General features: G+C 34.3%; 28 protein-coding genes and 1 pseudogene. 24 read left to right on the top strand and 5 right to left on the bottom strand.

The genetic code is table 11. The features are described 5' to 3' along the window. Position 1 precedes the first annotated feature (1 nt). Complete coding sequence (locus OU788_RS02660) at positions 2-571, bottom strand: RNA polymerase sigma factor (protein WP_274633730.1); 570 nt, start codon at positions 569-571, stop codon at positions 2-4. Between the two features lie 211 nt (positions 572-782). Between OU788_RS02660 and OU788_RS02655 the strand changes: the two genes are divergently transcribed. Together OU788_RS02655 and rpe are read left to right on the top strand one after the other, a co-directional pair. After that, on the top strand, positions 783-1,646 hold the full coding sequence (locus OU788_RS02655; RefSeq protein WP_028891227.1) for a sigma-70 family RNA polymerase sigma factor: 864 nt from the start codon (positions 783-785) through the stop codon (positions 1,644-1,646). 157 nt (positions 1,647-1,803) lie between these two features. Continuing rightward, positions 1,804-2,460 (top strand): ribulose-phosphate 3-epimerase, encoded by a 657-nt coding sequence (gene rpe, locus OU788_RS02650; RefSeq protein WP_274633729.1) that lies wholly within the window; start codon positions 1,804-1,806, stop codon positions 2,458-2,460. Positions 2,461-2,489: 29 nt separating this feature from the next. Here rpe and OU788_RS02645 read toward each other — a convergent pair whose 3' ends face one another. Further along, positions 2,490-2,909, bottom strand: a complete 420-nt coding sequence (locus tag OU788_RS02645; RefSeq protein WP_274633728.1) for a CBS domain-containing protein — start codon at positions 2,907-2,909, stop codon at positions 2,490-2,492. A gap of 143 nt (positions 2,910-3,052) precedes the next feature. Between OU788_RS02645 and OU788_RS02640 the strand changes: the two genes are divergently transcribed. The 11 genes and pseudogenes from OU788_RS02640 (at position 3,053) to OU788_RS02590 (ending at position 14,569) form a co-directional block, all read left to right on the top strand. Next, positions 3,053-3,685 carry a Crp/Fnr family transcriptional regulator gene (locus OU788_RS02640; protein WP_274633727.1) on the top strand — a complete coding sequence of 211 codons (633 nt, stop codon included), beginning with the start codon at positions 3,053-3,055 and terminating at the stop codon, positions 3,683-3,685. 65 nt (positions 3,686-3,750) lie between these two features. After that, complete coding sequence (locus tag OU788_RS02635; protein WP_274633726.1) at positions 3,751-4,743, top strand: c-type heme family protein; 993 nt, start codon at positions 3,751-3,753, stop codon at positions 4,741-4,743. A gap of 18 nt (positions 4,744-4,761) precedes the next feature. After that, positions 4,762-5,061, top strand: coding sequence for a thioredoxin (trxA, locus tag OU788_RS02630; RefSeq protein ID WP_274633725.1), 300 nt, complete (start codon positions 4,762-4,764; stop codon positions 5,059-5,061). A gap of 73 nt (positions 5,062-5,134) precedes the next feature. Further along, positions 5,135-6,431: pseudogene (locus OU788_RS02625) on the top strand (cytochrome ubiquinol oxidase subunit I). Between the two features lie 3 nt (positions 6,432-6,434). Next, a complete protein-coding gene (gene cydB / locus OU788_RS02620) occupies positions 6,435-7,511 on the top strand; it encodes a cytochrome d ubiquinol oxidase subunit II (RefSeq protein ID WP_274633724.1) in 1,077 nt (358 codons plus the stop codon). 122 nt (positions 7,512-7,633) lie between these two features. Beyond that, on the top strand, positions 7,634-8,161 hold the full coding sequence (locus OU788_RS02615; protein WP_274633723.1) for a ferritin-like domain-containing protein: 528 nt from the start codon (positions 7,634-7,636) through the stop codon (positions 8,159-8,161). Between the two features lie 120 nt (positions 8,162-8,281). Further along, positions 8,282-9,592, top strand: a complete 1,311-nt coding sequence (locus OU788_RS02610) for a TolC family protein (protein ID WP_274633722.1) — start codon at positions 8,282-8,284, stop codon at positions 9,590-9,592. Between the two features lie 119 nt (positions 9,593-9,711). Further along, complete coding sequence (locus tag OU788_RS02605) at positions 9,712-10,785, top strand: efflux RND transporter periplasmic adaptor subunit (RefSeq protein ID WP_274633721.1); 1,074 nt, start codon at positions 9,712-9,714, stop codon at positions 10,783-10,785. A 79-nt stretch (positions 10,786-10,864) separates the two neighbouring features. Then, complete coding sequence (locus tag OU788_RS02600; protein ID WP_274633720.1) at positions 10,865-14,071, top strand: efflux RND transporter permease subunit; 3,207 nt, start codon at positions 10,865-10,867, stop codon at positions 14,069-14,071. A 1-nt stretch (position 14,072) separates the two neighbouring features. Next, a complete protein-coding gene (locus OU788_RS02595) occupies positions 14,073-14,378 on the top strand; it encodes a hypothetical protein (RefSeq protein ID WP_274633719.1) in 306 nt (101 codons plus the stop codon). Positions 14,379-14,380: 2 nt separating this feature from the next. Continuing rightward, on the top strand, positions 14,381-14,569 hold the full coding sequence (locus OU788_RS02590) for a YgaP family membrane protein (RefSeq protein WP_274633718.1): 189 nt from the start codon (positions 14,381-14,383) through the stop codon (positions 14,567-14,569). A gap of 5 nt (positions 14,570-14,574) precedes the next feature. On the opposite strand, the gene OU788_RS02585 is transcribed toward OU788_RS02590, so the two are convergent. After that, entirely contained in the window at positions 14,575-15,378 is an 804-nt protein-coding gene (locus tag OU788_RS02585; RefSeq protein ID WP_274633717.1) for a zinc-dependent peptidase, read from the bottom strand. Between the two features lie 346 nt (positions 15,379-15,724). Here OU788_RS02585 and OU788_RS02580 point away from each other — a divergent pair, with 346 nt between their 5' ends. Then, positions 15,725-17,035 (top strand): tyrosine-type recombinase/integrase, encoded by a 1,311-nt coding sequence (locus tag OU788_RS02580; protein ID WP_274633716.1) that lies wholly within the window; start codon positions 15,725-15,727, stop codon positions 17,033-17,035. Positions 17,036-17,125: 90 nt separating this feature from the next. Here the strand turns inward: OU788_RS02580 and OU788_RS02575 are convergent, their stop codons facing one another. Beyond that, the gene (locus OU788_RS02575; protein WP_274633715.1) at positions 17,126-17,782 is read right to left on the bottom strand and encodes a hypothetical protein; all 657 of its coding nucleotides are present in this window, start codon (positions 17,780-17,782) and stop codon (positions 17,126-17,128) included. 163 nt (positions 17,783-17,945) lie between these two features. Here OU788_RS02575 and OU788_RS02570 point away from each other — a divergent pair, with 163 nt between their 5' ends. From OU788_RS02570 to OU788_RS02550, 5 genes are all read left to right on the top strand, one after another. Beyond that, positions 17,946-18,173, top strand: a complete 228-nt coding sequence (locus tag OU788_RS02570; RefSeq protein WP_099214612.1) for a helix-turn-helix domain-containing protein — start codon at positions 17,946-17,948, stop codon at positions 18,171-18,173. Positions 18,174-18,381: 208 nt separating this feature from the next. Further along, positions 18,382-20,208, top strand: coding sequence for a hypothetical protein (locus OU788_RS02565; protein ID WP_274633714.1), 1,827 nt, complete (start codon positions 18,382-18,384; stop codon positions 20,206-20,208). 90 nt (positions 20,209-20,298) lie between these two features. Further along, positions 20,299-20,532, top strand: coding sequence for a hypothetical protein (locus tag OU788_RS02560; protein ID WP_274633713.1), 234 nt, complete (start codon positions 20,299-20,301; stop codon positions 20,530-20,532). Positions 20,533-20,791: 259 nt separating this feature from the next. After that, positions 20,792-21,409 (top strand): hypothetical protein, encoded by a 618-nt coding sequence (locus OU788_RS02555; protein WP_274633712.1) that lies wholly within the window; start codon positions 20,792-20,794, stop codon positions 21,407-21,409. Positions 21,410-21,426: 17 nt separating this feature from the next. Next, positions 21,427-21,615 (top strand): hypothetical protein, encoded by a 189-nt coding sequence (locus OU788_RS02550; protein WP_274633711.1) that lies wholly within the window; start codon positions 21,427-21,429, stop codon positions 21,613-21,615. A 34-nt stretch (positions 21,616-21,649) separates the two neighbouring features. Here the strand turns inward: OU788_RS02550 and OU788_RS02545 are convergent, their stop codons facing one another. Next, entirely contained in the window at positions 21,650-21,931 is a 282-nt protein-coding gene (locus tag OU788_RS02545; RefSeq protein WP_274633710.1) for a hypothetical protein, read from the bottom strand. Positions 21,932-22,129: 198 nt separating this feature from the next. Between OU788_RS02545 and OU788_RS02540 the strand changes: the two genes are divergently transcribed. The 5 genes from OU788_RS02540 to OU788_RS02520 are packed head-to-tail and all read left to right on the top strand — an operon-like array spanning position 22,130 to position 25,835. Next, entirely contained in the window at positions 22,130-23,686 is a 1,557-nt protein-coding gene (locus OU788_RS02540; protein WP_274633709.1) for a hypothetical protein, read from the top strand. Next, positions 23,683-24,345, top strand: coding sequence for a hypothetical protein (locus tag OU788_RS02535; protein WP_274633708.1), 663 nt, complete (start codon positions 23,683-23,685; stop codon positions 24,343-24,345). Before OU788_RS02540 ends, OU788_RS02535 begins: the two co-directional genes overlap by 4 nt. Positions 24,346-24,373: 28 nt before the next feature. Next, positions 24,374-24,793: a hypothetical protein gene (locus OU788_RS02530; protein ID WP_274633707.1), complete on the top strand. Its 420-nt coding sequence runs from the start codon at positions 24,374-24,376 to the stop codon at positions 24,791-24,793. Positions 24,794-24,796: 3 nt separating this feature from the next. After that, a complete protein-coding gene (locus OU788_RS02525; RefSeq protein WP_147431690.1) occupies positions 24,797-25,222 on the top strand; it encodes a hypothetical protein in 426 nt (141 codons plus the stop codon). Between the two features lie 25 nt (positions 25,223-25,247). Further along, entirely contained in the window at positions 25,248-25,835 is a 588-nt protein-coding gene (locus OU788_RS02520; RefSeq protein WP_125066256.1) for a hypothetical protein, read from the top strand. Positions 25,836-25,854 lie beyond the last annotated feature (19 nt).

The raw sequence follows: 25,854 nt of genomic DNA, 5'->3' as shown, positions 1-25,854 counted from the left end.
ATTACAATTCATTATACGCTTTTACTACTTTATCCTTTGCTCTTTTTAAGCGCATTTTTACTGCACTCTCTCCTAATTCTAATCCTTCAGAAATATCTTTTATGCTCATTTCATCTTGATATTTCATTAATAAAATCATTTTTTCTGAAGGAGAAATCATTTCGAGTGCTTTAGCTAATTTGTCTGACTTTAACTCGAATAGTGTCGCATCATCAATATCTTCAATATTGCTTTCTTCTTTTATTTCGTCTGTTGCTACAGTTACTTTTTCTCGTTTCTTTTCTTTGTCTCTTTGTACGTAGTTTACACAAAAATTGTACGTAAAAGAATATAACCAGGTAGAAAACTTCGATTTTCCTTTAAAAGTTCTCAATTTTACAAATAGACGAATAAACACATCATGTGTTAAATCTTGTGCTTCTTCTTTGCTTGATGAGAAACCATAACATTTGTTATATACCACACCAGCATAACGGTCGTATAAAACAGCAAATAAATGAGTATCATTTTTTTCTACTATTTTACGCACCAATTCTTCGTCGCTTAATATTGTTACATCAATACTTTCCAAGGGGCAGTATAGTTAGTTTTCTTTTAGTTATAGTAGTAAGACACAGTATTTAAAAGAAGGTCACTTACTTTTTCTTTTTTAACCTACAAAGTTAACCAATACTGAACAATCAAATAAATTATCTCAAAAAAAAACATCTTTTTTGTAACAAAAGACTCAATGCTTACGTATAAGATAATGTAGACTGAAATTAAAATACATTTGAAGTAGAATGAGACAACTTAAAATTACAAAACAGGTTACCAACAGAGAAACCGCGTCTTTAGACAAATATTTGCAAGAAATAGGAAAAGTAGACTTAATTACTGCCGATGAAGAAGTAGAATTAGCGCAAAGAATTAAAGCTGGTGACCAAAGAGCTCTTGAAAAACTAACCAAGGCTAACTTACGTTTTGTGGTATCGGTTGCAAAACAATACCAAAATCAAGGATTAACTCTTCCTGATTTAATTAACGAAGGAAATTTAGGATTAATTAAAGCTGCTAAACGTTTTGACGAAACTCGTGGTTTTAAATTCATTTCATATGCTGTATGGTGGATTCGTCAATCTATATTACAAGCCTTAGCAGAACAATCTCGTATTGTACGTTTACCGTTAAACAAAATTGGTTCGATCAATAAAATTAACAAAATGTATGCTTTCTTAGAGCAAGAAAATGAGCGCCCACCAAGTGCTGAAGAAATTGCTAAGAAATTAGACATGACTGTTAACGACGTTAAAGAATCGATGAAAAACTCGGGTCGTCACGTATCAATGGATGCTCCTTTAATCGAAGGTGAAGATTCTAACTTATACGATGTATTGAACTCTGGTGAATCACCAAACCCTGATAAAACATTATTACACGAATCATTACGTATTGAGATTAATCGTGCTTTAGAAACTTTAACTCCGCGTGAAGCTGATGTTGTTAAGCTATATTTTGGTTTAGGTGAACACCAACCAATGACCTTAGAAGAAATTGGAGAAACTTTCGATTTAACTCGTGAACGTGTTCGTCAAATTAAAGAAAAAGCTATTAGAAGATTAAAGCATACATCTCGTAGTAAGATTTTAATGACATATTTAGGGTAGTTTCTGCCCCGTATATACAATAACAAATAGTTATCATAACTATTCGTTTTTTGATTAATGAATGAAAGCTCTCTATACGAGAGCANTTTCTTTTTGGTTTTAATGCACTTGGTTTTAACTATATTTGCATCAAATAACAACACAACAACTTATAGTAATGAAAAAACTTGTAGCCCCATCAATTTTAGCGGCTGATTTTGGAAACCTACAACGTGATGTTGAAATGGTTAACAATAGTGATGCTGATTGGTTTCACATTGATATTATGGACGGTGTTTTTGTACCAAATATCTCTTTTGGAATGCCTGTTTTAAAATCAATTACAAAACACGCTAACAAAACTATTGATGTACACTTAATGATTGTAGATCCTGATCGTTATATTCAAACTTTTGCTGATTTAGGAGCTGATATCTTAACAGTACACTACGAAGCTTGTACTCACTTACATAGAACAATTCAAGCTATTAAAGCAGCTGGAATGAAAGCTGGAGTTGCTTTAAATCCGCATACACCAATCGCAGTTTTAGAAGACATCATCAAAGACTTAGATGTGGTTTGTATTATGAGTGTAAATCCTGGGTTTGGTGGACAGTCATTTATTGAAAATACGTACAAGAAAATTCAACAATTAAAAAACTTGATTGAATTTAGCGAGGCATCTACCTTAATTGAAATTGATGGTGGTGTAACTGACCAAAATGCAAATAAGCTAATCGAAGTGGGTGCTGATGTACTAGTAGCAGGTAGTTTTGTTTTTAGTAGTGATAACCCTACAGATACAATTGAAAACTTAAAAAACATTATAAATTAAAAAAGGAGGCTAAAAAGCCTCCTTTTCTTTTAAAATTGTTCTAGTAAAAAGTTAATTAAATCAGTCGTTGTTACGATACCCACCAATTCATTATTATCTACAACAGGCAATGCATGAAATTCTTTTTTCGCTAAAATCTCCGCAACCTCTTTAATAGCTGTATCTGAATTAACAGTTACTAAGTTTTTCGCCATTACTTGGTTTATTGTAAACATATTGTATACCACTGTGTCTACATCTGTTTCATTATCATCCACAGCATCTGCAAAACTAATTCGTAACAAATCTGTATAACTTAACATTCCTTTAATTTCGCTTCCACTTACTACTGGAATATGTCTTATTTTTTCTTTTTTAAATATTTTTTCCGCAGTCATTAAATCATCCGTACTACTTAAAGTAATCACTTCTTTGGTCATTATAGCTGAAACTGGAGTTCTTTTTTTCATTTTACTATAGTTTTGTGTTATTAACTATTTCAAATTTCAGTATTAAATTCAACTAAAAAACTGATTAAAATCATAGATTAACTACTATTTTATGTATATCTAAAGTGTAAATAATTACCTATTTTTACAAAAAATATTTTATCTTGATTGAAGACTTACAGAAATACTACGGGTATTTATTTGAAGATGCATTATTAAAAGAAATAGCTGATGTTGCCATAGCAAAAGATGTAAAAGCAAATGATGTAATTATTGATATAGGAAGCTACATTACCTCTATACCTCTACTTTTAAGTGGTGCAATTAAAATCTTACGTGAAGATAAAGAAGGTGACGATCTCGTTTTATACTATATTGAAAAAGGTGATACTTGCGCCATGACGCTTTCATGTTGTATGGGTGAAACTAAAAGCAAGATAAAAGCGGTTGCTGAAACTGATGTAAAACTTTTAATGATACCTAAGCAAAAAATGAGTGAATGGCTTAGTAAATATAAAAGTTGGCAAGAGTTTATTTTACATAGTTATCATAGTAGACTACAAGAATTTATTGATGCTATTGATACTATTGCTTTTCTAAACATGGATCAGCGTTTGTTAAAGTATTTAAAAGATAAAGCTCTAGTAAACCAAAACGAAACAATTAGCGTAACACACCAACAAATAGCTAACGACTTACACACCTCTCGAGTTGTTGTATCTAGACTTTTAAAAGCGTTAGAAAAAAAAGATAAAATAGAGCTGAATAGAAATCAGATTAAAGTGTTAGAACTTTAACCTTGTAACTTAAGTTACATATTTTATAAGAGAATCGTTCTACCTTTATACTAAATATTAGAACGATGAAAAAATTAATAGCCTTACTTACAATTTTATCTATTGTTAGCTGTAATCAAACTAAAAAAAGTGATTACTCTAAAAAAAACACCAAAGACATTACAACTGTAGAAGCTAGTATTCCTCCAGGGAAAAAATTGCTTGAAACAAACTGTTTTGTTTGTCATAATGCTTCTACACCACATGACGAAAGAGTAGCTCCTCCAATGATTGCTATCAAAGCTCATTATCTTAATGCAAATACTACGGAAGAAGAATTTACTAAAAGTTTTGTAAGTTTCGTACTAAATCCTACAGCAGAAAGCGCTAAAATGAGAGGTGCTGTTAAACGATTTGGACTAATGCCATATCAAAAATTTGAAGAAGAAGACCTTAAAAAAATAGCTGATTATTTGTACAACTATCAAATTGAAGAACCTAGTTGGTTTAAAGAGCATTGGGAGTCTAAACAAGGTAAAAGCTATATCAATTCAGGTAGAAAAATAAGCAGTACTGAACCTGACAAAACTCCAGAAGAAATTGGGCTAGAATACGCCATGGAAACCAAAAAAGCATTAGGCAAAAACTTAATGGGAGCTATTCAAAAACAAGGAACTTTACACGCTTTACAATTTTGCAACGAACAAGCTTACAAATTAACCGATAGTATGGCTACTAATTTTAATGCTACAATCAAAAGAGTTTCTGATAAACCTAGAAACCCTAACAATGCTGCTAACAAAGAAGAATTAGAGATTATTGAAGGCTATAAAAAAGTGGTAAGCAACAACGAAACCATCAAACCCGTTACGAAACAGGTAGGAAGCACAACACAATTCTATTATCCAATTATAACGAATAACATGTGCTTACAATGCCATGGAACTCCTAAAACACAAATAAAAACCGAGACTTTGCAAGAATTAGCTCTTTTATATCCTTCGGATAAAGCGCAGGGTTACGATGTAAATCAAGTACGTGGTATTTGGAGTATTTCATTTAACAACGACAGTAAATAATTCATTTAAAATTAAAACATGGGAAATTTTTCAGACATAATAAAAGGTAAGAAACCTGTATTGGTTGATTTCTTTGCAGAATGGTGCGGTCCATGTAAAATGATGGCACCAATTTTAAAGGAGGTTAAACAAGATTTAGGTGAAAATGTTACTATTTTAAAAATAGATATTGATAAAAATCCGCAAATAGCAAACACCTATCAAATTAGAGGAGTACCTACTTTTATGCTTTTTAAAGAAGGCAAACTATTATGGAGACAATCAGGAATGTTATATAAGAACGATTTGATTAGTATCATTAATAGTCATGTGAAATAATATCATTATTTTTATTCCTCCTTATTGCTACTAAAAACGTTCTTATTTAATAACCTCATAAACAATCTTCGGTATGGAAGACATGCTCTTTTATGATAGAATGCAGTTTGCTTTCACTATTACTTTTCACTACTTATTTCCACAATTAACAATGGGACTATCACTAATGATAGTCTTCTTTAAATGGAAATTTTTAAGAACTAAACTTGAAAAATACAACGACGCTGCTAAGTTTTGGATGAAAATCTTTGCTTTAAACTTTGCCATGGGAGTTGTTACTGGGATTCCTATGGAATTTCAATTTGGAACTAACTGGGCTAAGTTCTCTGAGCTTACTGGTGGTATTATAGGTCAAACATTAGCTATGGAAGGAATGTTTTCTTTCTTCCTAGAATCTTCCTTTTTAGGGCTGTTTTCATTTTTTAACTGGATTCCTTGTCTTTTTAGGCTCTTGGGCGAGTGGTTTTCTAATTATAGCTACACATTCTTGGATGCAAAATCCTGTAGGATATGAAATACTAGCCAATGGTAAATTTGTACTAAATAACTTTTCAGCCTTGTTCTCAAACCCATGGTTATGGCCTTCTTATTTGCACAATCAGGCTGCTTCCTTGGTAACGAGTTCTTTCGTAGTAGCTGGCATTGGAGCTCTTTATCTTTTAAATAAAAAACACGTAGAATTTGGAAAATTATTTTTAAAAACGGGAGTTATTTTTGGAGTTATAGCATCTATTCTGGTTGCTTTTCCTACAGGCGATTTAGCCGCTAAAAATGTTGTCAAATATCAACCTATAACCTTTGCCGCTATGGAAGGGATATTTGAAACAGAAAAAGGAGGCTCTGAAATAGTGCTGATTGGGCAACCAAACATGCTGGAGAAAAAATTAGACAATAAAATTGCTGTTCCTAACATCTTAAGCTTTTTAACCTATCAAGAATGGAATGCTGAGATTAAAGGACTCAATGAGTTTGATGAAAAAAACTACCCAACAAATATACCGGGTTTGTATTATGCATATCATATAATGGTGGGATTAGGAACTATTTTTATTGCATTAATGTTAGCCAGCATTATACAGTTATTCAGAAAAAAATTATATCAAACAAAATGGGTTTTATGGTCTTTACTCTTCATGATTCCATTTCCATATATTGCCAATACTACCGGCTGGTATACTGCTGAATTAGGACGCCAACCTTGGTTAGTTTATAACTTATTACGAACATCCGCTGGAGCATCTCCTACAGTATCTTCAGGAAACACTTTATTTACTCTTTTAGGGTTTGTCGGATTATATCTACTATTAGGAATGTTATTTTTAATTTTAGTTGGAAAAATCATTAACAAAGGACCTCAAACAACACGTTAAGTTATGGAACTATTTTGGTATGTAGTATTAGTTACAATGTTAGCCATTTATGTCATTTTAGATGGTTATGATTTTGGCGCAGGAATTATTCATTTATTCTTTGCTAAAAAAGAAGAAGACAAAAAAAAGGTTGTAAAAGCAATAGGTCCATTTTGGGATGCAAACGAAGTATGGTTGATTGCTGCTGGTGGTGTTTTATTTTTTGCTTTCCCTACTTTATACGCTTCATCATTTAGTGGTTTTTACCTCCCTTTAATGATGGTTTTATGGTTACTAATTTTTAGAGCTATTGGATTAGAACTTCGCGGACAAATACATAATAGGATATGGGAAAGTATTTGGGATAAAGCTTTTGGAATTGCCAGTTTACTTCTTGCCTTATTTTTTGGAGTTGCATTAGGAAATGTCGTACGTGGTGTTAATCTAGGAAATGTAGTAGATGGTGTTTCTACTCATGAAGCACATTACTTTTTCCTCCCTTTATGGAATTCGGAATTCTCTCCTCATTCTGAAACACTTGGAGTTATAGATTGGTTTACTTTACTTCTGGGAATTATTGCAGTGGTATCACTAACTATCCATGGTGCTAATTGGGTTATTTTCAAAACTAATGCTAGTATTAACAACCAACTAAAAAAGGTTGTTTTTACTCTTTCTTTTGTTTTATTAGGTTTAGTAATTATTTCATTAATCGCTTGGCATGTTATAGAGCCTAAACCATTTCATAATTTCATAGAGCATCCTTTTTTATGGATTTTCCCTCTGCTAACTTTTGTAGGGTTATTTGGTTTATTCAACGTAAAAAAGCACAAAAAACACATCACTGGTTTTTTATATTCTTCTTTGTTTTTATTAGGAGGTTTGGCAACTACAGTCGCTTCAATTTTCCCTAAAGTTTTACCTTCAACCAATAACATAAATCCCGATTTAACAATTTATAATGTAGCTGCTAACGAGTATGGTTTGTCCGTAGGTTTAAATTGGTTTTTTATAGCTGCAATCCTAGTAGTTGTTTATTTTGTTATTCAGTATAAAGTTTTTAAAGGAAAAATGGATGATGTAGACTATGGCGAGCATTAGTCTAGTTCTTATACTTAACTAAATAAAAGACATTCTATTAAAACCTTACTCCTATGTAACTAAAGTTGCAGACTACAGCCTACACAATATTTAAATTAGTATATAATTTAAAAGCTGTTATTATGAAAACATTAAACACAATAGGCTTGCTATTCTTATTACTTTTTTCAAGTGTTAGTAGCTCTTGCCAGAATACAAACAATACCGATCTTACTCTTTCTCAACAAGAAAAAAACGAAATGCTTTTGATGTTAGAGGAAGAAAAATTAGCTTTTGATGTTTATAACTTCCTTGATGAAAAATGGAACCTACGTGTTTTTGGAAACATCAGTCAAAGCGAAGAACGACATATGAACGCCATGAAAGGTTTATTACAATACAATAATATTGTCTTTACCTTAAATAAAGAAAGAGGTGTTTTTAAAAATTCTGAACTTCAAAAGTTATATGATGAATTAATAAGTAAAGGACAAAAATCTAAACTAGATGCACTTGAAGTAGGTAAGCTAATTGAAGAAAAAGATATTGAGGATCTACAGTTAGCTATTAAGAACACCAATAATGAATACAGTATAAATGTATATACCAATTTATTAAACGCTTCATACAATCACTTAAACGCATTTAACAGAAACATTTCCAAGTATTAGTTGATTTTTAATTGTTAGTAAATAACGTCTAGACTTTTGTTTAGGCGTTTTTTCATTGTAACATTAGTTACTGACTACTGTGTTTTATGCCACTAAATTTGCTGTAACAAAATAGTTAAGATGAAAAAATCATATGTTAGTTTATTTATAGTCGCTTTTTTTATGGCTACTACTATAAAAGCTCAAACTAAAATTTCCATTTCAAAAGGTGAAGTTTTAAAAAGAGTTCAGGAAAATAACACCTCTTTAAAAATATCTGAACAAAACTATCAGCAAGCACGTGCCGATTATAAGCAAACCAATGCTGTATTCTTACCAAATATTACTGCCTCTCATACAGGAATTGTAACAACCAATCCATTAATGGCATTTGGTAGTAAATTGAATCAGGAAATTTTAACGCAAGCAGATTTCAATCCTGATTTATTAAACAATCCGAAACGAACACAAAACTTCGCTACTAAAATTGAAGTACAACAGCCTTTAGTGAATTTAGATGGTATTTACCAACGTAAAGCTGCTAAAACTAAAATGGAGGCAACCACCTTACAAACACAACGTACTCAAGAGTATTTATTGTTAGAAGTTGAAAAAGCATACATGCAATTGCAATTAGCTCACAAGGGAGTTTCAGTATTAGAAAAAGCCTTAAAAGCTTCGGAAGCTAATCAACAAATGGCAGAAAACAGCTTTAAGCAGGGATATTTACAACGTGCAGATGTACTAGCAGTTGAAGTTAGAGTTACTGAAGTAAAAAATCAGTTACAAACAGCAAAAAGCAATGTACTAAATGCCTCTAACTACTTGTCTTTTTTAATGAACGAAAAACAAAACAACATTTATGAACCTTCAGATAGTTTGCAAGTACACTTAACGAATCAACTAGCTGACGTTACTATTTCTGAAAATCGTTCAGACATTAAAGCAATGGAGTTAGCTTCTGAAGCCTATCAAAAAATGCACAAAGCAGATAAAATGGATTTTCTTCCACGCTTAAATGCTTTTGGTAGTTACGAACTGTACGATGATAAAATTTTCAATGCAGATGCTAGTGGATATGTAGTTGGAGCACAATTAACTTGGGATATTTTCAAAGGTTCTAAACGCTACGGAAAAGTGCAAAAAAGTAAAGCTCAGTATGAAAAATCAAGATTAGAATACGAGCAGTACAAATCTAAAAGTCAATTAGAATTAAATAATACTAAACGATTGTTAACTGATGCTGAGGAACAGTTAAAACTAACCGAGTTAGCCTTACAACAATCAGAAGAAGCCTTACGAATCAGAAAAAACAGGTTTAAAGAAGGGTTAGAAAAAACATCCGATTTATTAACCGCTGAAACACAATACGCTCAAAAGCAACTAGAATATTACCAAACCGTATATCAATACAACTATACCAAAGCTTATTTAGATTTTTTAACTCACTAAGTGAGATTTAAAATGCTCCGACACTTGTGTCGATTTTTAAAAATCAATTTCCTTTGGATACCTCATAGATTTATTTTGAGATAGTAAACTAAAAAATAATCAATAGTAAAAACGAACAAATGAAAACTATATATACAATCGCTCTTGCCGCATCACTTTTAGTAGTAAGCTGTGGTAAAAAAGAAACAACAAACAATAACAACAAACCAACAGTAGCTGTAAAAGTTGCTAAAGTAACCGCTAATGATAACAATCCGTTTATAACAGCAAGCGGAAAAGTGGAAGCTACCAACAGTGCTGAATTAAGTACTCGTATGATGGGCTATGTAACCAACATACACGTAAAAGTTGGTGATAAAGTAAACAAAGGTCAATTATTACTGTCTATCAACAATAGTGATTTACAAGCCAAAAAAGCACAAGTAGAAGCTAACATTATTAAAGCGAAAACAGGATTTTCAAGTGCTGAAAAAGATTACAATCGTTTTAAAAACTTATTTGAACAGAACAGTGCTTCTCAAAAGGAGTTTGACGATATCACTGTTCATTACAATGTTGCCAAAGCTAATTTAGAAGCAGCAAAACAGATGAGAAATGAAATCAATTCTCAGTTTGCTTACACGAATATCAGAGCCCCATTTTCAGGAGTAGTAACGAACAAATTTATTGATAAAGGTGCAATGGCGAATCCTGGAATGCCTTTACTATCTGTAGAAGGAAAAGGCGGATTTGAAGTAACTGCGTTGGTACCTGAAAGTGATATTTCTCAAATTAAAAAGGATACGAAGGTTGATGTAGCTATCAAATCAATTAACAAAACGGTTACAGGAAAAGTATCGGAAGTAAGTACCTCAGCAAAGAATACAGGGGGGCAATACTTAGTTAAAATTGACTTAGATAAAACGGATTTCAACTTGTTATCAGGAATGTTTGCTACGGTTCAGTTTCCTGTTGAAAAAACACAAAAAAGTACTGACATGGTTTTAATTCCGTCAGAAGCTTTAGTAAACAAAGGACAACTATCAGGAATTTATACGGTAAGTCAAAGTAATACCGCTGTTCTACGTTGGTTACGCTTAGGAAGAACTTTTGGAGATCAAGTAGAAGTATTATCAGGCTTATCAGCCGATGAAAGCTACATTGTTTCTTCTGAAGGTAAGCTATACAACGGAGCAAACATTACAATTCAATAAAATCAATTTGAAAATTTGAAAATGACCCAATCACCCCATTTTCAAATCATCAAATCAACAAATTTTCAAATTATATAAAATGAAAGAAGGTTTAGCAGGAAAAATAGCCAAAGGGTTTATCGGCTCTAAACTTACCATCTTATTAATGGTAGTGTTTATGGTAATTGGTGTGTACAGTTCTTTTTTAATTCCGAGAGAAGAAGAACCACAGATTGATGTGCCTATGGCTGACATTTTTGTAGGGTATCCAGGAGCGAGCCCTACAGAGGTAGAATCGAGAGTTATCAAACCCTTAGAAAAAATAATTTCGAACATCAAAGGAATAGAGTACGTATACTCTACTTCGATGAAAGAACAAGGAATGGTCATTGTTCAGTTTTATGTTGGAGAAGACATCGAACGCTCGTTCGTAAAACTATACAACGAGATTAACAAACATATGGATCAAATGCCGAAAGGTGTTACGATGCCTTTGGTAAAAACACGTGCAATTGATGATGTCCCTATGTTAGGGTTGACATTATGGAGTGAAAATTATGATGACTATCAATTAAAACAAATGGCACAAGAACTTACCAACGAAATCGAAAAGGTAAACGATGTAGCGATTACTCAAAAAATTGGAGGTAGAAATCGTGAAGTACGTGTGGTCGTAGATAAAGATAAATTAGCCGCTAGTGGGCTAGACTTTTTATCGGTTACTGAAATGCTAAAAGCCAGCAATCAGCAGCTAAGTGCTGGAAGTTATGATAAAAATGATACTGAGTTTTTAGTAACTACAGGGAAGTTTTTACAATCTGCTGAAGATGTTAAAAACTTAGTGGTTGGTGTACAACAAAATCAACCAATTTATTTAAAACAAGTTGCGAACGTATTAGACGGTCCAGAAATTCCTAAAAACTATGTAAGTTTTGGGTACGGACAAGCGAGTAGTAATGCTTCCACGTATCAATCAGAATATCCAGCGGTAACTATATCGGTAGCTAAACGAAAAGGTGCAGATGCAATGCAAATTGCAGATGTTATTTTAGCGAAGGTTGATCATTTACGTACTAACTTAATTCCTGATGATGTACATGTTGAAGTTACCCGTAACTATGGTGAAACAGCCTCTCAAAAAGTATCAGAATTATTATTACACTTAATCGGTGCAATTATCGCAGTAACTTTAGTAGTAATGTTAGCCATGGGATGGCGAGGTGGTTTAGTAGTGTTCTTATCAGTGCCCATCACTTTTGCGCTTACCTTGTTAAGTTACTACATGTTAGATTATACCTTAAACAGAATTACCTTATTTGCTTTGGTATTTGTAACAGGTATTGTGGTAGATGATTCCATTATTATTGCTGAAAATATGCACAGGCATTTTAAAATGAAGCGACTACCATTTAAACAAGCAGCCTTGTATGCTATTAACGAAGTAGGGAATCCAACCATATTGGCAACCTTTACCGTAATTGCTTCGGTGTTACCAATGGCGTTTGTATCTGGATTAATGGGGCCTTATATGAGTCCGATGCCAATTGGAGCTTCTATCGCTATGATTTTGTCATTATTTGTTGCATTAACGATTACTCCGTATTTAGGATATATTTTCTTACGTGAAAAAGACAAGCACGGTGCTGAGGAAAAATTTGAAGCAGATGAGACTAAAGCAATGCAAAGTACATTAATCTACAAGTTATATGAGCGATTCGAGCGTCCTCTTATTGAAAACAAAACCAAGCGTTGGGTTTTCTTAGGAATCACGATTGTTTTATTGTTAGGTTCTATGTCGTTATTTTTTACCAAATCGGTAGCTGTAAAAATGTTGCCTTTTGATAATAAAAATGAATTCCAGGTAGTAATTGATATGCCTGAAGGTACCACATTAGAGCGTACCGATGCTGTAACCAAAGAAATTGCACAGTACTTAGCTACACGACCAGAAGTAGTAAACTACCAAAGTTATGTGGGTACTTCTGCCCCAATTACCTTTAATGGATTGGTTCGTCATTACGATTTACGTGGGGGAAGTAATATGGCAGATATTCAAGTAAACTTAGTTGACAAGAAAGATAGAAGCATACAAAGTCACGGCATTGCAAAATCGATGCGTGCTGATATTCAAAACATAGCTAAAAAGTTTAAGGCCAATGTAAAACTAGTGGAAGTTCCACCAGGACCACCTGTATTATCTACGATTGTTGCAGAAGTTTACGGACCAGATTATGACAAGCAAATTGAAATTGCCAACGAAGTTCAAAACATCTTACACAATACAGCAGATGTAGTAGATATCGATTGGATGGTAGAAGACAATCAAACTGAATATGAGTTTGTAATCGACAAAGAAAAAGCAATGTTATACGGTGTAGCTCCTCAACAAATTGCTTATACCCTAAACATGGCGTTATCAAACAGAGCGGTTTCAACCTTATATGATGAAGACGCTTCTAATCAAGTAGGAATTGTGTTTTCTTTGGATGAGAAAGAGAAGTCTTCTGTTCAAGATATTGCTCAGTTACAGATTAAATCGCAACACGGCAACATGGTTTCTATAAGTGATTTGGTTGCTGTTGAAGAAAAGAATAGTGCAAAAAGTATTTACAGAAAGAATCAAAAACGTGTAGTATATGTGATGGCAGATATGGCTGGGGAATTGGAAAGTCCTGCCTATGCTATTTTAGGAATGGAAGAGAAATTAAAAGAGATTCCACTTCCAAAAGGATATGAATTGAATGAGTTATACATTAAACAACCCGATTTTGAAGATAATTACACCGTAAAATGGGATGGTGAATGGCAAATTACCTTAGAGGTGTTTAGAGATTTAGGAATTGCCTTTTTAGGAGTGATCATTATCATTTATATGTTGATTGTAGGGTGGTTTCAAAACTTTAAAGCTCCAATTGTAATGATGGTTGCAATTCCATTATCTATGGTAGGGATTATTTTAGGACACTGGATGATGGGCGCTTATTTTACAGCTACTTCATTTATTGGAATGATTGCCCTAGCAGGAATTATGGTACGAAACTCAGTCTTATTAATTGATTTTGTCAACTTACGTTTAGCAGAAGGAGTTCCGTTAAAACAAGCTGTTATAGAAGCTGGTGCAGTACGTACCACTCCTATTCTACTAACTGCAGGTACGGTAGTTATTGGTGCGTTTGTAATTTTATTCGATCCTATTTTCCAAGGATTAGCTATTTCATTAATGGGAGGAACTATTACTGCAACTGTACTAACCTTATTAGTAGTACCATTAGTATACTATTTAATTGAACGTAAAAACTATAAATAAGATGAAGTTATTAATAATAACCGTAGTTGATGGGCTTCAAAATGAAGTACTAAAACTATTAAAAGAAGCAGCTATAGATAATTTTAGTGCTTCTGATATTGAAGGTTTTCGAAATTCTTTTCCTGTAATTTCTGTAAATGATTGGTTTTCTGGAAATGAAAAAGCAACTGGTTCATATATGTATTTCTCATTTACTGAAACTGATAAAATAGATACACTGTTTAACTTAATTGAAACTTTTAATAAAAATTTAGAAACAAATAATCCAATACGAGCTGTTGTGGTTCCTATTGATAAATATATTTAATTATGAAGAATAGAATTGTACGTGGTATTGCTGGTAGTTTTATACTTATTAGTTTAATCTTAGCAATTAAAGTAAATATTAATTGGTTGTGGTTTACTGCTTTTGTAGGTGCCAATTTATTACAATCATCATTAACCAAATGGTGTTTAATGGATGATATTTTAACCAAGGTTTTTAAAGTGAAAGATTAACTTATTTATTCTACAGAATAATTCAACATGAGTTGAATCTTTTTATACAATTGTGGAAATTGTTGCTGTAAATCTTCTGGAGTTTCAAAAAAGTGCTCCATAATTACAGCAACAAATTCCAATTTATTTGTAAGCGCATATGCTCTAAAATATCCTGAAGTTTCAATTCTTTCAATATTCTCTTCCTTTTTCATAAACACTGTTATTTCTTCAAATAATCGATAATAAATTCGAGCACTGACATCTTTAGATTTTCGTCCATGAAAAGTTAACGCGTGAGAAAATTCGTGAATTCCTAAGTTTAGGTTATCATTTAATATGATGTTTCCGATCAAAAAATCTTCCCAAGAAAACACAATAGATTTTAACCTGGGATTAAACTCTCCTTTATGATATTGTTCTGTTATTGTTGAATAAAAACTGGTAGGATACACTATAATTTTATCGAACGTAGTGGTAAGGTATCTTCGCATACCAAAAGTAAGTTTTATATATGACGCCGCTATAAGAACTTTTGCTTCTGGTGTCAACTCAAAATTATCTCTTTCAATAAAATCGTACGTTCTGATAAACTTGGTTAATCGATGTTCAAAATACACTTTTTGCTTTTCGTTTAACTTCTGATAAAAGGCTATATTTTCTACTAAAAATTCTTTTTTCTTTTTAGGAAGTTTCTTTTTTACTAAATAAAAGTGTACAAAAATAGGTCGGTTAAATAGAGACACGTAAATAGACTCTATAATATTAACCCCAACACCTACAACTCCGATAAAAATAGCAGTATATTTAATTAAAAAGATGGGTTTCATATCAATTTGAAAAACTCAAATATAACTTATGTAACTTAGGTTACATTACAAGACAATAGCTTTTTTTAATTTTACGGTCAGTTAAGCAACCTTTCCCTAATATTTCCCTTGAAGATAAAAAAACAGCAGAGAGCAAATCTTCTGCTGTTTTCTTTTTTTTTGTGACCCAGAGAGGGTCACATTACATTATTTATCATTATCTCTATTTTTTCAAAACCCCAACAAAAAAGCTACATATACGGATACCATTGTTTATAAATGTTCATTAAAAAAACTAAAAAATACATTTTTTCTTACCACGATATTTACCACTATTGTATCTTTGGGGTAAGTAAAAAAACAAAAAATGTATTTCTATTTAAAAGAACCTAAGTCAGAAAAAGAGACACTGATAATTATTCAATTCTATGTAAAGAACGAAAAGTCTATTTTCAAATATTCAACTGGCGAAAAAATAAATCCTGAGAATTGGGATTTTGAAAACAGACTACCAAAATCCAAAAAAGGAATCGGTGGAGCGAAGTTAAAAAAAACAACTTCCAATATTATGCGCTATGATACCTTTTTGGAACGATTGATTGATAACTGTAAAATCAATAATACACCTCTAACTCGAAAGTTTTTAAAAACAGAATTTGACAAACATTTCAAGAAAAAGGTTGCAGCAGAAAAAAAAGGATTTGAATACCTTACTGATTTTATCGATGATTTTCTTATCAAAGCGCCTAACCTTATCAATCGTTCTACAAAACGAAATTATACAGTAGACAAGATAAAACACTATAAAAAAACAAACAACAGATTAAAAGAGTTTGAAACATACAGACGCTCTAAAATCAAAATAAACAAATTTGATATTGTTGTCTATGATGCCTTGGTACACTACCTCACGGATAACAAAAAATACTCAGTCAACTATACAGGAGATTTGATAAAAAACATTAAAAAACTACTTAAAGTAGCCGATGTAGAATTTGGCTACGATGTTCATAAGGATTATGAACGAAGTGAGTTCTCCGTTATCAAAGAAGAAAGTGTATCTATAGCGCTAAGCGAAAATGAAATCGATACACTTTTCAATCACGATTTTTCAAAAAATGAACGTTTGCAAAATTGTAGAGACATGGCTATTATTGGTCTTTGGACAGGGTTAAGAGTCTCTGACTTTCTTAACTTACCTCAAATTAATACGGATGATAAGTTTATTACTGTACAGCCTAAAAAGACAAAAAATTCGTCAGGGGTTAAAGTCGTTATCCCCCTACACCATCAAATTAAAGAAGTCATTAATAAAAGAGGGATGCCTAGAATGATTACTGATGTAAAATTCAATGAATATATTAAAGAGGTTTGTCTAGAAGTAGGATTTACCGATAAGGTAAAAGGTTCACTCATGGTTAAAGATGAAAAGACAGACGTCTATCGTAAAAAAGTAGGTATATACCCTAAATATAAATTGGTAAGTTCCCACACTTGCCGTAGGTCTTTTGCAACGAATTTATACAAGATGAACTTCCCTTCTCTTTCTATCATGAAAATTACTGGACACTCTTCTGAAAAAAGTTTTTTATCATACATTAAAGTTACTCCTACAGAACATGCAGAGAAACTACTTAATCACTGGAATGAATATTACAGTCAAAAAAGAGTTGATTAATTTTAAAACGTTCTTTTAATCACTTTAAAAATTTGATACACCTCATTAAGGTCTAACTCAAAATCTGAATACTCGGGACTTTTATTTCTACTATGGCAAATAATCGTCCCGTTTATTTCTACTATGGCAAATAATCGTCCCTTTTTCTTTATCCAGTCCGATAATATCCTTGTGAAAAACATTGTGCTTAGAAAGAATTATCCATCCGTATAAAGTAGGGTTGAATCCATCCATCCAATGATGACGTCCAAGTTCTCTACCCAATACCAAAGCTCTGTTAGGGGTATCATTAATTCCTCCCCCGTTCATACTATCATTTTTAGTCCTAAATGCTTCGTAATTACCACGACCGTACTTTTCTACATTAAAAGTTACTTCCTCCCATTCATAAATTACATTTGCATCATCCAAGGTTTCTAAAAAAGAAGAATAGGCATCAAAAGGAATCAAACGTGTAGTTACGTTAAAACTACCATCAGGTTTTTCCACAAAAACATTCCCATTGGTATTCACCATAATATCCTTGTTGACAAGTTCCCCCTCTCCTGTAAGCAAATACATGTAGTTAATCTCTTTGTATCTATTGGTAATCGCTTTGGCAAGCTTTGGACTTATTTTACTTCTTCCATTTCTCACATAGTAGATACGAGAATTGCTATTGTCTCCAATTTCTACCGATAAGCGGTTTGCTTTGATACCTAAATGGTCTAATAACTCCTGTAAAATTTCCGAACTGGTTTTCAACATCTTATCAATTTCTTTAAATTATTTTGTCCACAATTTATTCTAAAAGTTGACAATTGATTTTATTTTTGCGTCGTAATTATCCACAAATATAACAATTAACGATATATTATTGGTTTTTGTGGGTAAAAAATAAAAAAGAGCACAAAAACTTAAAAAATTGAATATGACCCAAGCAGACTTATTAAAAGTAAACCTTAAAGCCTTAACCATTTTTAATGCCAATGATACGATGCTTACCGTAGATGGTTGCGCAAAATATTTAAAAGTACATCCTAACACGGTTAAAAACCGCATCCATAAAAACACCATTCAAGCAATCTTTCAAGACGGCAAATACCATATCCCTAAAATTCAATTCTTAGAAAAGATAGTAGAGAGCTTTGAGCAATAATGAAAAAGAAAGCGCAATGAAAAACGCAAAAAGCGCAAAGACACCACAGCGATAAGTAAGCACTTATTGTAAGTAGCTCACAACATTCAGGTTGTGGGTTACTTTTTTAAAGCAAAAAACGGTTAGCTGTCACTAACCGTTTAAAAAATTGCTATGAAAAAGAAAAAAATTCTGCAAGGACGCAGAACCTTTTAAGAACCTCGAAGATATGAAAAAAAATAATACATCGCTCACAGCGATAGGATTGTACAATCAAAAAGTACATGAGTATTTACAAAACACAACGTTGGATGCCATCACCCAACTAACCATCAAGCTATTTAAAGACAATGCGCAACGCAATAAGCTAAACAATGCGCAATACAACAAAGCCGTAGAGGAATTTAATACCCAACACGGTTATTTGCTTTTAAAAAAAGGAAAAGACTATGAAAAAGCAACAAGCAAACACTACAACTATATCAACTATCCCTTTTTAGATAGAACCGCAATGAAAAGTACGATGGATAATTACCGTCAATATGTACATACTTACAATCAACAAGCTATCGAGTACAACAAAACCATAGCCGAGTATAACAAAACGGTCATAGCTCCTAACACTCCAACATTAGCCCAACAAGTGGCAGACTTTACAAAGAAACACCGTAGTGAATTTGCTACTATCTACAACAAAGAGGTAGCAAAATTCAATGCGCAAAAAAACGCAAACTATATCGCAAAAAAGCGCAAGCCAACCATCAAGTACACTACAGAGCTTTTATTTAACGTCTTGGTAGGCTTTTACATCGCCCAATTAAAACAACGCAATTCATATCTCTTGGAAATGAATCGTCCAACCAGTGTATTAAAAAATGCCTTACCAAAGCTAACGATAGACCACCGCAAATTAGCAACACATACCATAGCAGAGATACCAAGACTTGCTATTTGCAAAAAAACAGCGCAAAACCACATCAAACGCCTTAGAGAAGCAAACATCTTAATCAACTATACATATACCAACCAATACAAACCCATAACGGTTAATTTTCATCCTGAAATCCTAACGATTTTAGACGGAAATCCACCAAAACCCAAAAGAATTGAAAACCAATTTTTTAAACAGGAGAACTGGAAAGAATTACCAGATAATAATGATACTACTAGAACCTTTTTATTAAAAGAAAAAGAAATAAAAGACTGTGTAAATAACACAGGATTTCAAAAGGAAGAATTTACATGTCCTGCGGACGGCTTCTACAAGAACACCACAGTGATAAGTAAGAAAACAACAACTCGCCCGCGCCAAACCTCCGAAGCAGTCAAAGCCCTGTTGCCTGATTTTTTAAAGCAAGAAAAACCAAGCCAAGGCACAAACAGTCCGCTTACGCATAATTTTTTAGCTCGATTGCAAGACGATAGAGAACTAGCCCAAGAACTGGCAGACGGTGTGTATGACAGTTACAAAGGATTGCGTTATGACTATTTGCAAAAAATAGAACTCTACGCCAATGTAACTACTGAAGAATTTAAGGCAATTTTACTACAAGATTGTATCAAAACATCTGCAAAACTGTGGAAACAACACAATGTCTATGTAGGCGAATGGAAAAAAGCCATCAATTACCTAAATAATGAACTATTTACAAACATCACTCAAAAGACAACCCTGATTCAAAAACTCAAAGAATACCGTTGGAAACTAGAATTTGCCCGCAAATGGTTTATCAAATCACAAGTAACCGCATTATATCCCTCATTATATTTTGATAAAACACGTACCCAACCCCATGAGATAGGCTTTTTCGGCTTGCATAAAGTATGGAAAACCCATGTAAAGTATCAGGAAAAAAAGGCAATAGAAAAAGCGCAACAACAAACGCAACAAAACGCAAGAAAGCGCAAAGCGACCTATCAAAAGAAAATTACAACAGCCATCAAGAAATATGAAAAAGGCAATTATACGGCAAAACAGCTATATACCTATGTACAAACCAACCTACCACATAGCTATCTGTCTGCATTGTCCACTATGATACACTATAATCAATAAAACAGAATCTAAAAAATGAGCAAAAAAGAAAACCGATGCCATTGCGGAACAGGACACAAAATCACCTGTCCCCAATGCAGCAAGCTAAAAATGGTTATCCTCTTAAAAAATGGCAACAGTCATTTAAAATACAAAACAAGCCATACCACCTATGCAAATCCCGTTTGGTATAACCATTTGAGTAAAAACAATAAAACCATCAACACCTTAATCAATAGCATGTACAAACGATTTCAAAAGTCAAAATATGTAGGCGCTACCAATAAGCTTATGTTTTTTGACAACCAAACCAAACAACATATCACGACAATAGTAACCGCATAAAAAGAACAACAAAGCATCAACCAACACAGAAAAAGGGTTTGTAGTATGAGACTGAAACTCTGAAACCCCGAAATACCCATTAAGCTCGCCAGTAAATCAGTCTATCGTTGGGAGATCAGAATTAGATAAAAAAATAAGCAATGAACAGTTATCAAAAATGGTGTGAACTCCAAGAAGAAAAGCAGTATTGGAAGACGCAAGAAAAACGCAATAAAACGCAAGGAAACGCAAAAAAGAGAACTACAATTAAAAAGAGAACATGAAAATACAACAATCAGCAAATGGTAATATAGTTATCACAGGAGCATCAGGAGCGATAGCACACATCTTACCCACAATAGCTATTCATAAGCACCCGAGATACCCTAATGAAGCAATACTAATTACCCACAATACCAATTACAAAGACGAACAACAAGGCATTACCATACTCGCAAGAAATGTAACCAATGTAAATGATATGAGATTTTATGGAAATGCACAGAGTCTAAAAAGTATGTTAGAAAACGAATTGAAATTACAAGGAGGAACAACGGAAGCCCCACCCAAAACCAAAGAACAAGACCCGATGTATGTTGCTTACTTGCAAGCCAACACTTACGAAAAGCTGTTAAGTTTTGTTAAAGAGCATCAAGACAATATCGGAGGAAAAAGACACCATGAAGACGGTAGAATAAGCGAAGAAGAATTTTTTTGTCAGTTTGAAACATTTATCATCCGAATAACCCTGCGTTACTATTACAAGCTAGACAATCAAAACCTTATTAACTACATCCTAATGTCAGGAAGCACCAGTTACGTACACGAACCCAAAAAGGTATATGTGTATGATGGCAACAATACCATTACAGGGTATGTCTATGAGAAAGCCTATTAGCAGTAAACACATGAACAATGACCGCTATTTACAGTAAAAAGAAACTATTTGAAAAATACTATTACCTGCCAGAGAGAGAAATGCGTGCAACGATTAATGAGATTATCGCAGAGATACGCAATTTACCTTTTGAGGTAGCCAAACATAAAAAGAAACTACGCCCAAGTGAGGTAAGAAGATTTTTAGAAGTATATGATTTAGTATAGAAAAGAGGAAGTTTTAATCACTTCCTCTTTTTAGTTAATACTTTTTCCAATTTTCAACTAACCAATCTCGTACATTAGCTTGACTTCTAGTGTTGGATGGTAAGTGTTCTTTAATCATGGTTTCTACTTTATGAGCGTCACCTTTAGTAGTTAAATTCGTTAACTCACAAAATTTATTGATAAAGTATAACATTTCATACCCTTCATTCCTATTTAATAAAGTACTGTCAGGATCTCCTGTTACTTTTGGATTATCAGACGGAATGGCTTTCCATGAATATTCATATTGTAAATCTTCTCTTGTAATTACTCCCATACTATTTTTTAAATTTTAATTATATCTCAAATGTAGAAAAAGTAAGTATTACTAGTTTACGGAAACACGTAAACCCTCCCCAATCTTACCAAACCTTCCCAAAAGTTAGCTAATTACAGCAAAGCTTAGCGAAGCCTTTCAAACCCTGAACCCCCACAAAACACTTCAAGTACTTTTGACTCATCAAAAGAAAAAGAAGTGAATCCCGAGGCAATTAATACCATCTTATACAGACCCATCCAAAAAGGAAGTACGTACGACAAGTTACTTCCACATAGCGACTGTAGTAGTGTAAAAATTGCCAACGGAGACACCAAGGTAGCAATTGAAAGTATGGCGCTATGGGTATATAAATACCAACACCACACCCAAAAGCTATCCCAAGAAAAATTTGCAAACCACCCCTTACAAAAATTATGCAAGGAGCTACACAGGTTTTTGTATCAGCATCTACAATACAAGATAGATACCTACGACCAATTATTACGTAGCCCTGCCTGTGCTTGGGCGACTCGCTCACAGGGATTGGATTGCAAAAGTTATAGCATCTTCGCAAGCAGTGTGTTATTAAATTGTGGGGTTACACACTACTTGCGACGTGTTATACAACAAGAGGGCGAGGGTTACAGTCACGTATATGTGATAGTTCCAAAAAACCAACACACATTTGACCTAAACGACGGGTACTATACCATAGACGGCACCTTACAAACATTCAAAGAACAGGACATACACCAATCTGACGATGTACTAATGACCCCCAAAACCCAAGGCTTATCAGGAGCTATTGGCGGAGAACTGGTAAAAGGCGTTGGAAAACTAGTGAACTATGCCGTGAGTGAATTCATACAAGAAATGAACTCCTGTAGTGGTTCGTATTACGATGCCTCAGTAGTAGAACTTAAGATCAGACGTGATTTACGAGACAAGCTACAACAAAAAATTACCCAATTAGGCGAAGCCATCACCTTTAGAAACCGTGCAAGAACACAACACCTGTTCAACGAAATTTTCAAAGAAGTAGATTTAGGTATCGCCCATTTACGCAACGAAACCGCTTATAGTTCCTACGAACATTGCGACGGAGAAACCCTAGCCCATGCGTTAGCCTTTGCGGAAAAATTAAAAACATTTATCGATAATTTTTTCGAAGAATTTAAAAAGCACGCTCCCTATTTCAAGGTAGAAGAATTTACCAAGTCAGCCAATGTGAACAGTAGAACGCTCTATTTTGTGGTGGAGAATGAAACCAACCCCATCGTAGCTGACTACCGCTTTATTGTGGTACGAAAAGAAATATCCACCTATGGACTAGACCCGATATTTCCATTTGAAGCCAACGCAGCAAAATGGTTAGTCAACAACCTAGCCCATTTACAAAAAACTTATAACGACGGACGGGAAAAAAGCTATGAAAAAGAAATAACCCCACTGTTAGACAAGGTAAAAGCCTTACGAGCCAAAGCACATTTAGGCGGAGAAATGCTGTATTATTTCGAACAACCCTTACAACGAGAACTCTACAAAGTATGGTTGCGATACGATGCAAACTACACCCAGTACCTAAAAGAAGAAGCTCAAAATACACGTACCGCTAATGAATTAGCTCTACGAGACTATCAAGAACGCTTTAAAAAAAATGTGGTAGAAGACCAACAAGCCAAAAAGCGCAAACGATTAAAAATCCAAGTAGGTATTGGCGCAGCAGCCTCCGCCTTGCTCGTATTGTTTTTACAAAAAAATAAAAAGTTATGAATGAAGAATTTGACACCATAGGCACGCATGTTCCGTATGGGCTGTATGGTTGGTTCGACGGCTTTTGTCCCTCCAATGGAATTGCCAGTCGATTGAACAACCAAGCCAAAGGCGTATGGGCGCAAAAAGCCGAATGGGACAACAAGTACAAGGCACTCCAAAACGGACGACAAGCCGCCGAATGGGAAAGCCTAAAAAAAGAAGTACGGCGCTTAGAACAAGCCATAAAAGCCGAACAGCAACAATTAGCCCAAGAAGAAGGCATCGCTGATGCGTTAGGCTTAGGCGCTTGGTGTAACGGTGCAGTCTCCAAAAGAAAAAAAGCCGAAGAAAGTTTGCGCAATGCAGAAAAGTCCCTAGGACATATCAAAGGCGCTTTTCAAACCTTGGAACGTCAACAGACCCAAGGCATCAAAGAAGCCAATGCAGTCATTAAAGCAAACCAACAAAAGCTCAATGCCATCAAACAAAGCATTGTCCAAGTCAAACAAAAAATTGCAAAGTACAAAGCCGAAAGAGACCATGAAAAAGCCCAAGCAGCTAATGCCACACCCGCCGAGGTCAGCAATGCCAACAAGAAACGCATTGCAGGAATCGCCAAAGAAAACGCACCGCTGATACTAGGAGGTATCGCACTGTTAGGCGCAGTCGTCTATTGAAGTCCGTAAGTGTATAAAACTAAGAACGATGAATTTGTTACAAACACACCTATTGCTTGCCGAACAAGAAGAAGCCTTAGAAAGTCAAGCACTTTCTAAACCACAAGCAAGCGGACTTCATGGATTTTGGGACGGAGCGAATCTAATGGGGATAATCAATACCGTTGGTGGAACATGGTCGCAAATAGAACAAGCCCGAAACGGAAAACCAGTCTATGTACAACAAGCCAATGGAGAAACCAAGGACATTGCCCCGATGCTAATAGCCAAGTTAGAACAACAAGCACAAGCACAGCAAACCTCGGTAGACAACTTGGTAAAAATGATGCAGCTACAATTACAAACACAACAAGTCCCTAAAAAAGACAACACGCTGTTGTATGTAGGAGTTGGAGCAGGCATACTCGTATTGTTAGGAGGCATGTACGTAATGACACAAAAAAAATAAACGATGAGAAAAGAATCAATAGAAAACTCGGTAGTCAGTTTGCTAAGTATGAGTGCAGGCGCAATGCTTTCACGCGTAACCGCTAAAAAGCTACCGATGCAAAACACCAAGCTCAAAAAAGGCATGTTAGCCTTGGCAGGTGTCGTAGGCGCAGCCTATTTGGATAGGAAAACCACAGGCAAAGCCATTGCACAAGACATGGCAATGGGAACAGCTGTCACCCAAACAGGCGAACTCGTCAAAGAACTGTTGGATGAAAAGTTGCAAAACAACCCGCTATTACATTCCGCTTTAGGATCTCCTTATGACAATTGGAACGAACCCTTTGCACTAGATAGCACCGACTTTTTATCAAGTTACACCAGTCCCAATTACGATGGAATTTCCGAAGACATTTCCTACGAAACCGTAGAAGATTTTAATAGTTAAAAAACAAAAAAGAGAAAAGAAAAAGATGAATTTTTTAAGAAACGAAGAACCCTATTTACGAGTAACCGAGTATTTAAAATACAAGAACTCCAAACGCAAAGAAAACGAAAAGTGGAACATCAGTGCGATGAAGCCCATGCCAAGCTTTTTATACGCCAACAAAAAAGTAGATGTAGGTGGTACAGTGTCCCTGTTAACAGGTTCGTCAGTAGCCAAAAGAGGAGTTACCAATTTTGATGGAAACTCCTTAGTCAAAGGACGTGTGTTTGTAGCCAATGGCATCACGTTTAAATGCGCCATTGATGATGCTAGCAAACCAGAGCAAGACATTGCCTATAGCATTGCCAAAGTCCCGAACACCTTAATGCAATCGATGGTCGTAGTCAAGCAAAAAAACGAAATCCTGATTGAACTACCGATTTGTGACATTTTAGGCGCTACCGAAAGCGGTAATCACTATTTCAAACTAGGCTCATTTGCCCTGTTGGAAGACGACACCATTACCGAAATCGAAATTCAATACCCAGAAGGTGCAAAAATCACGTTAGAAGACGGAAAAGCCCTGTTCGCTTCTGCACGCTTATCAGGATTTGCCACCTATCAAAAACGCTAAGCTCATTTTTATAACCACA

Origin of the sequence: Tenacibaculum sp. L6, assembly GCF_028823685.1 — a bacterium.
Taxonomy (GTDB): domain Bacteria; phylum Bacteroidota; class Bacteroidia; order Flavobacteriales; family Flavobacteriaceae; genus Polaribacter.
This window is presented reverse-complemented; position numbering and strand designations above follow the sequence as displayed.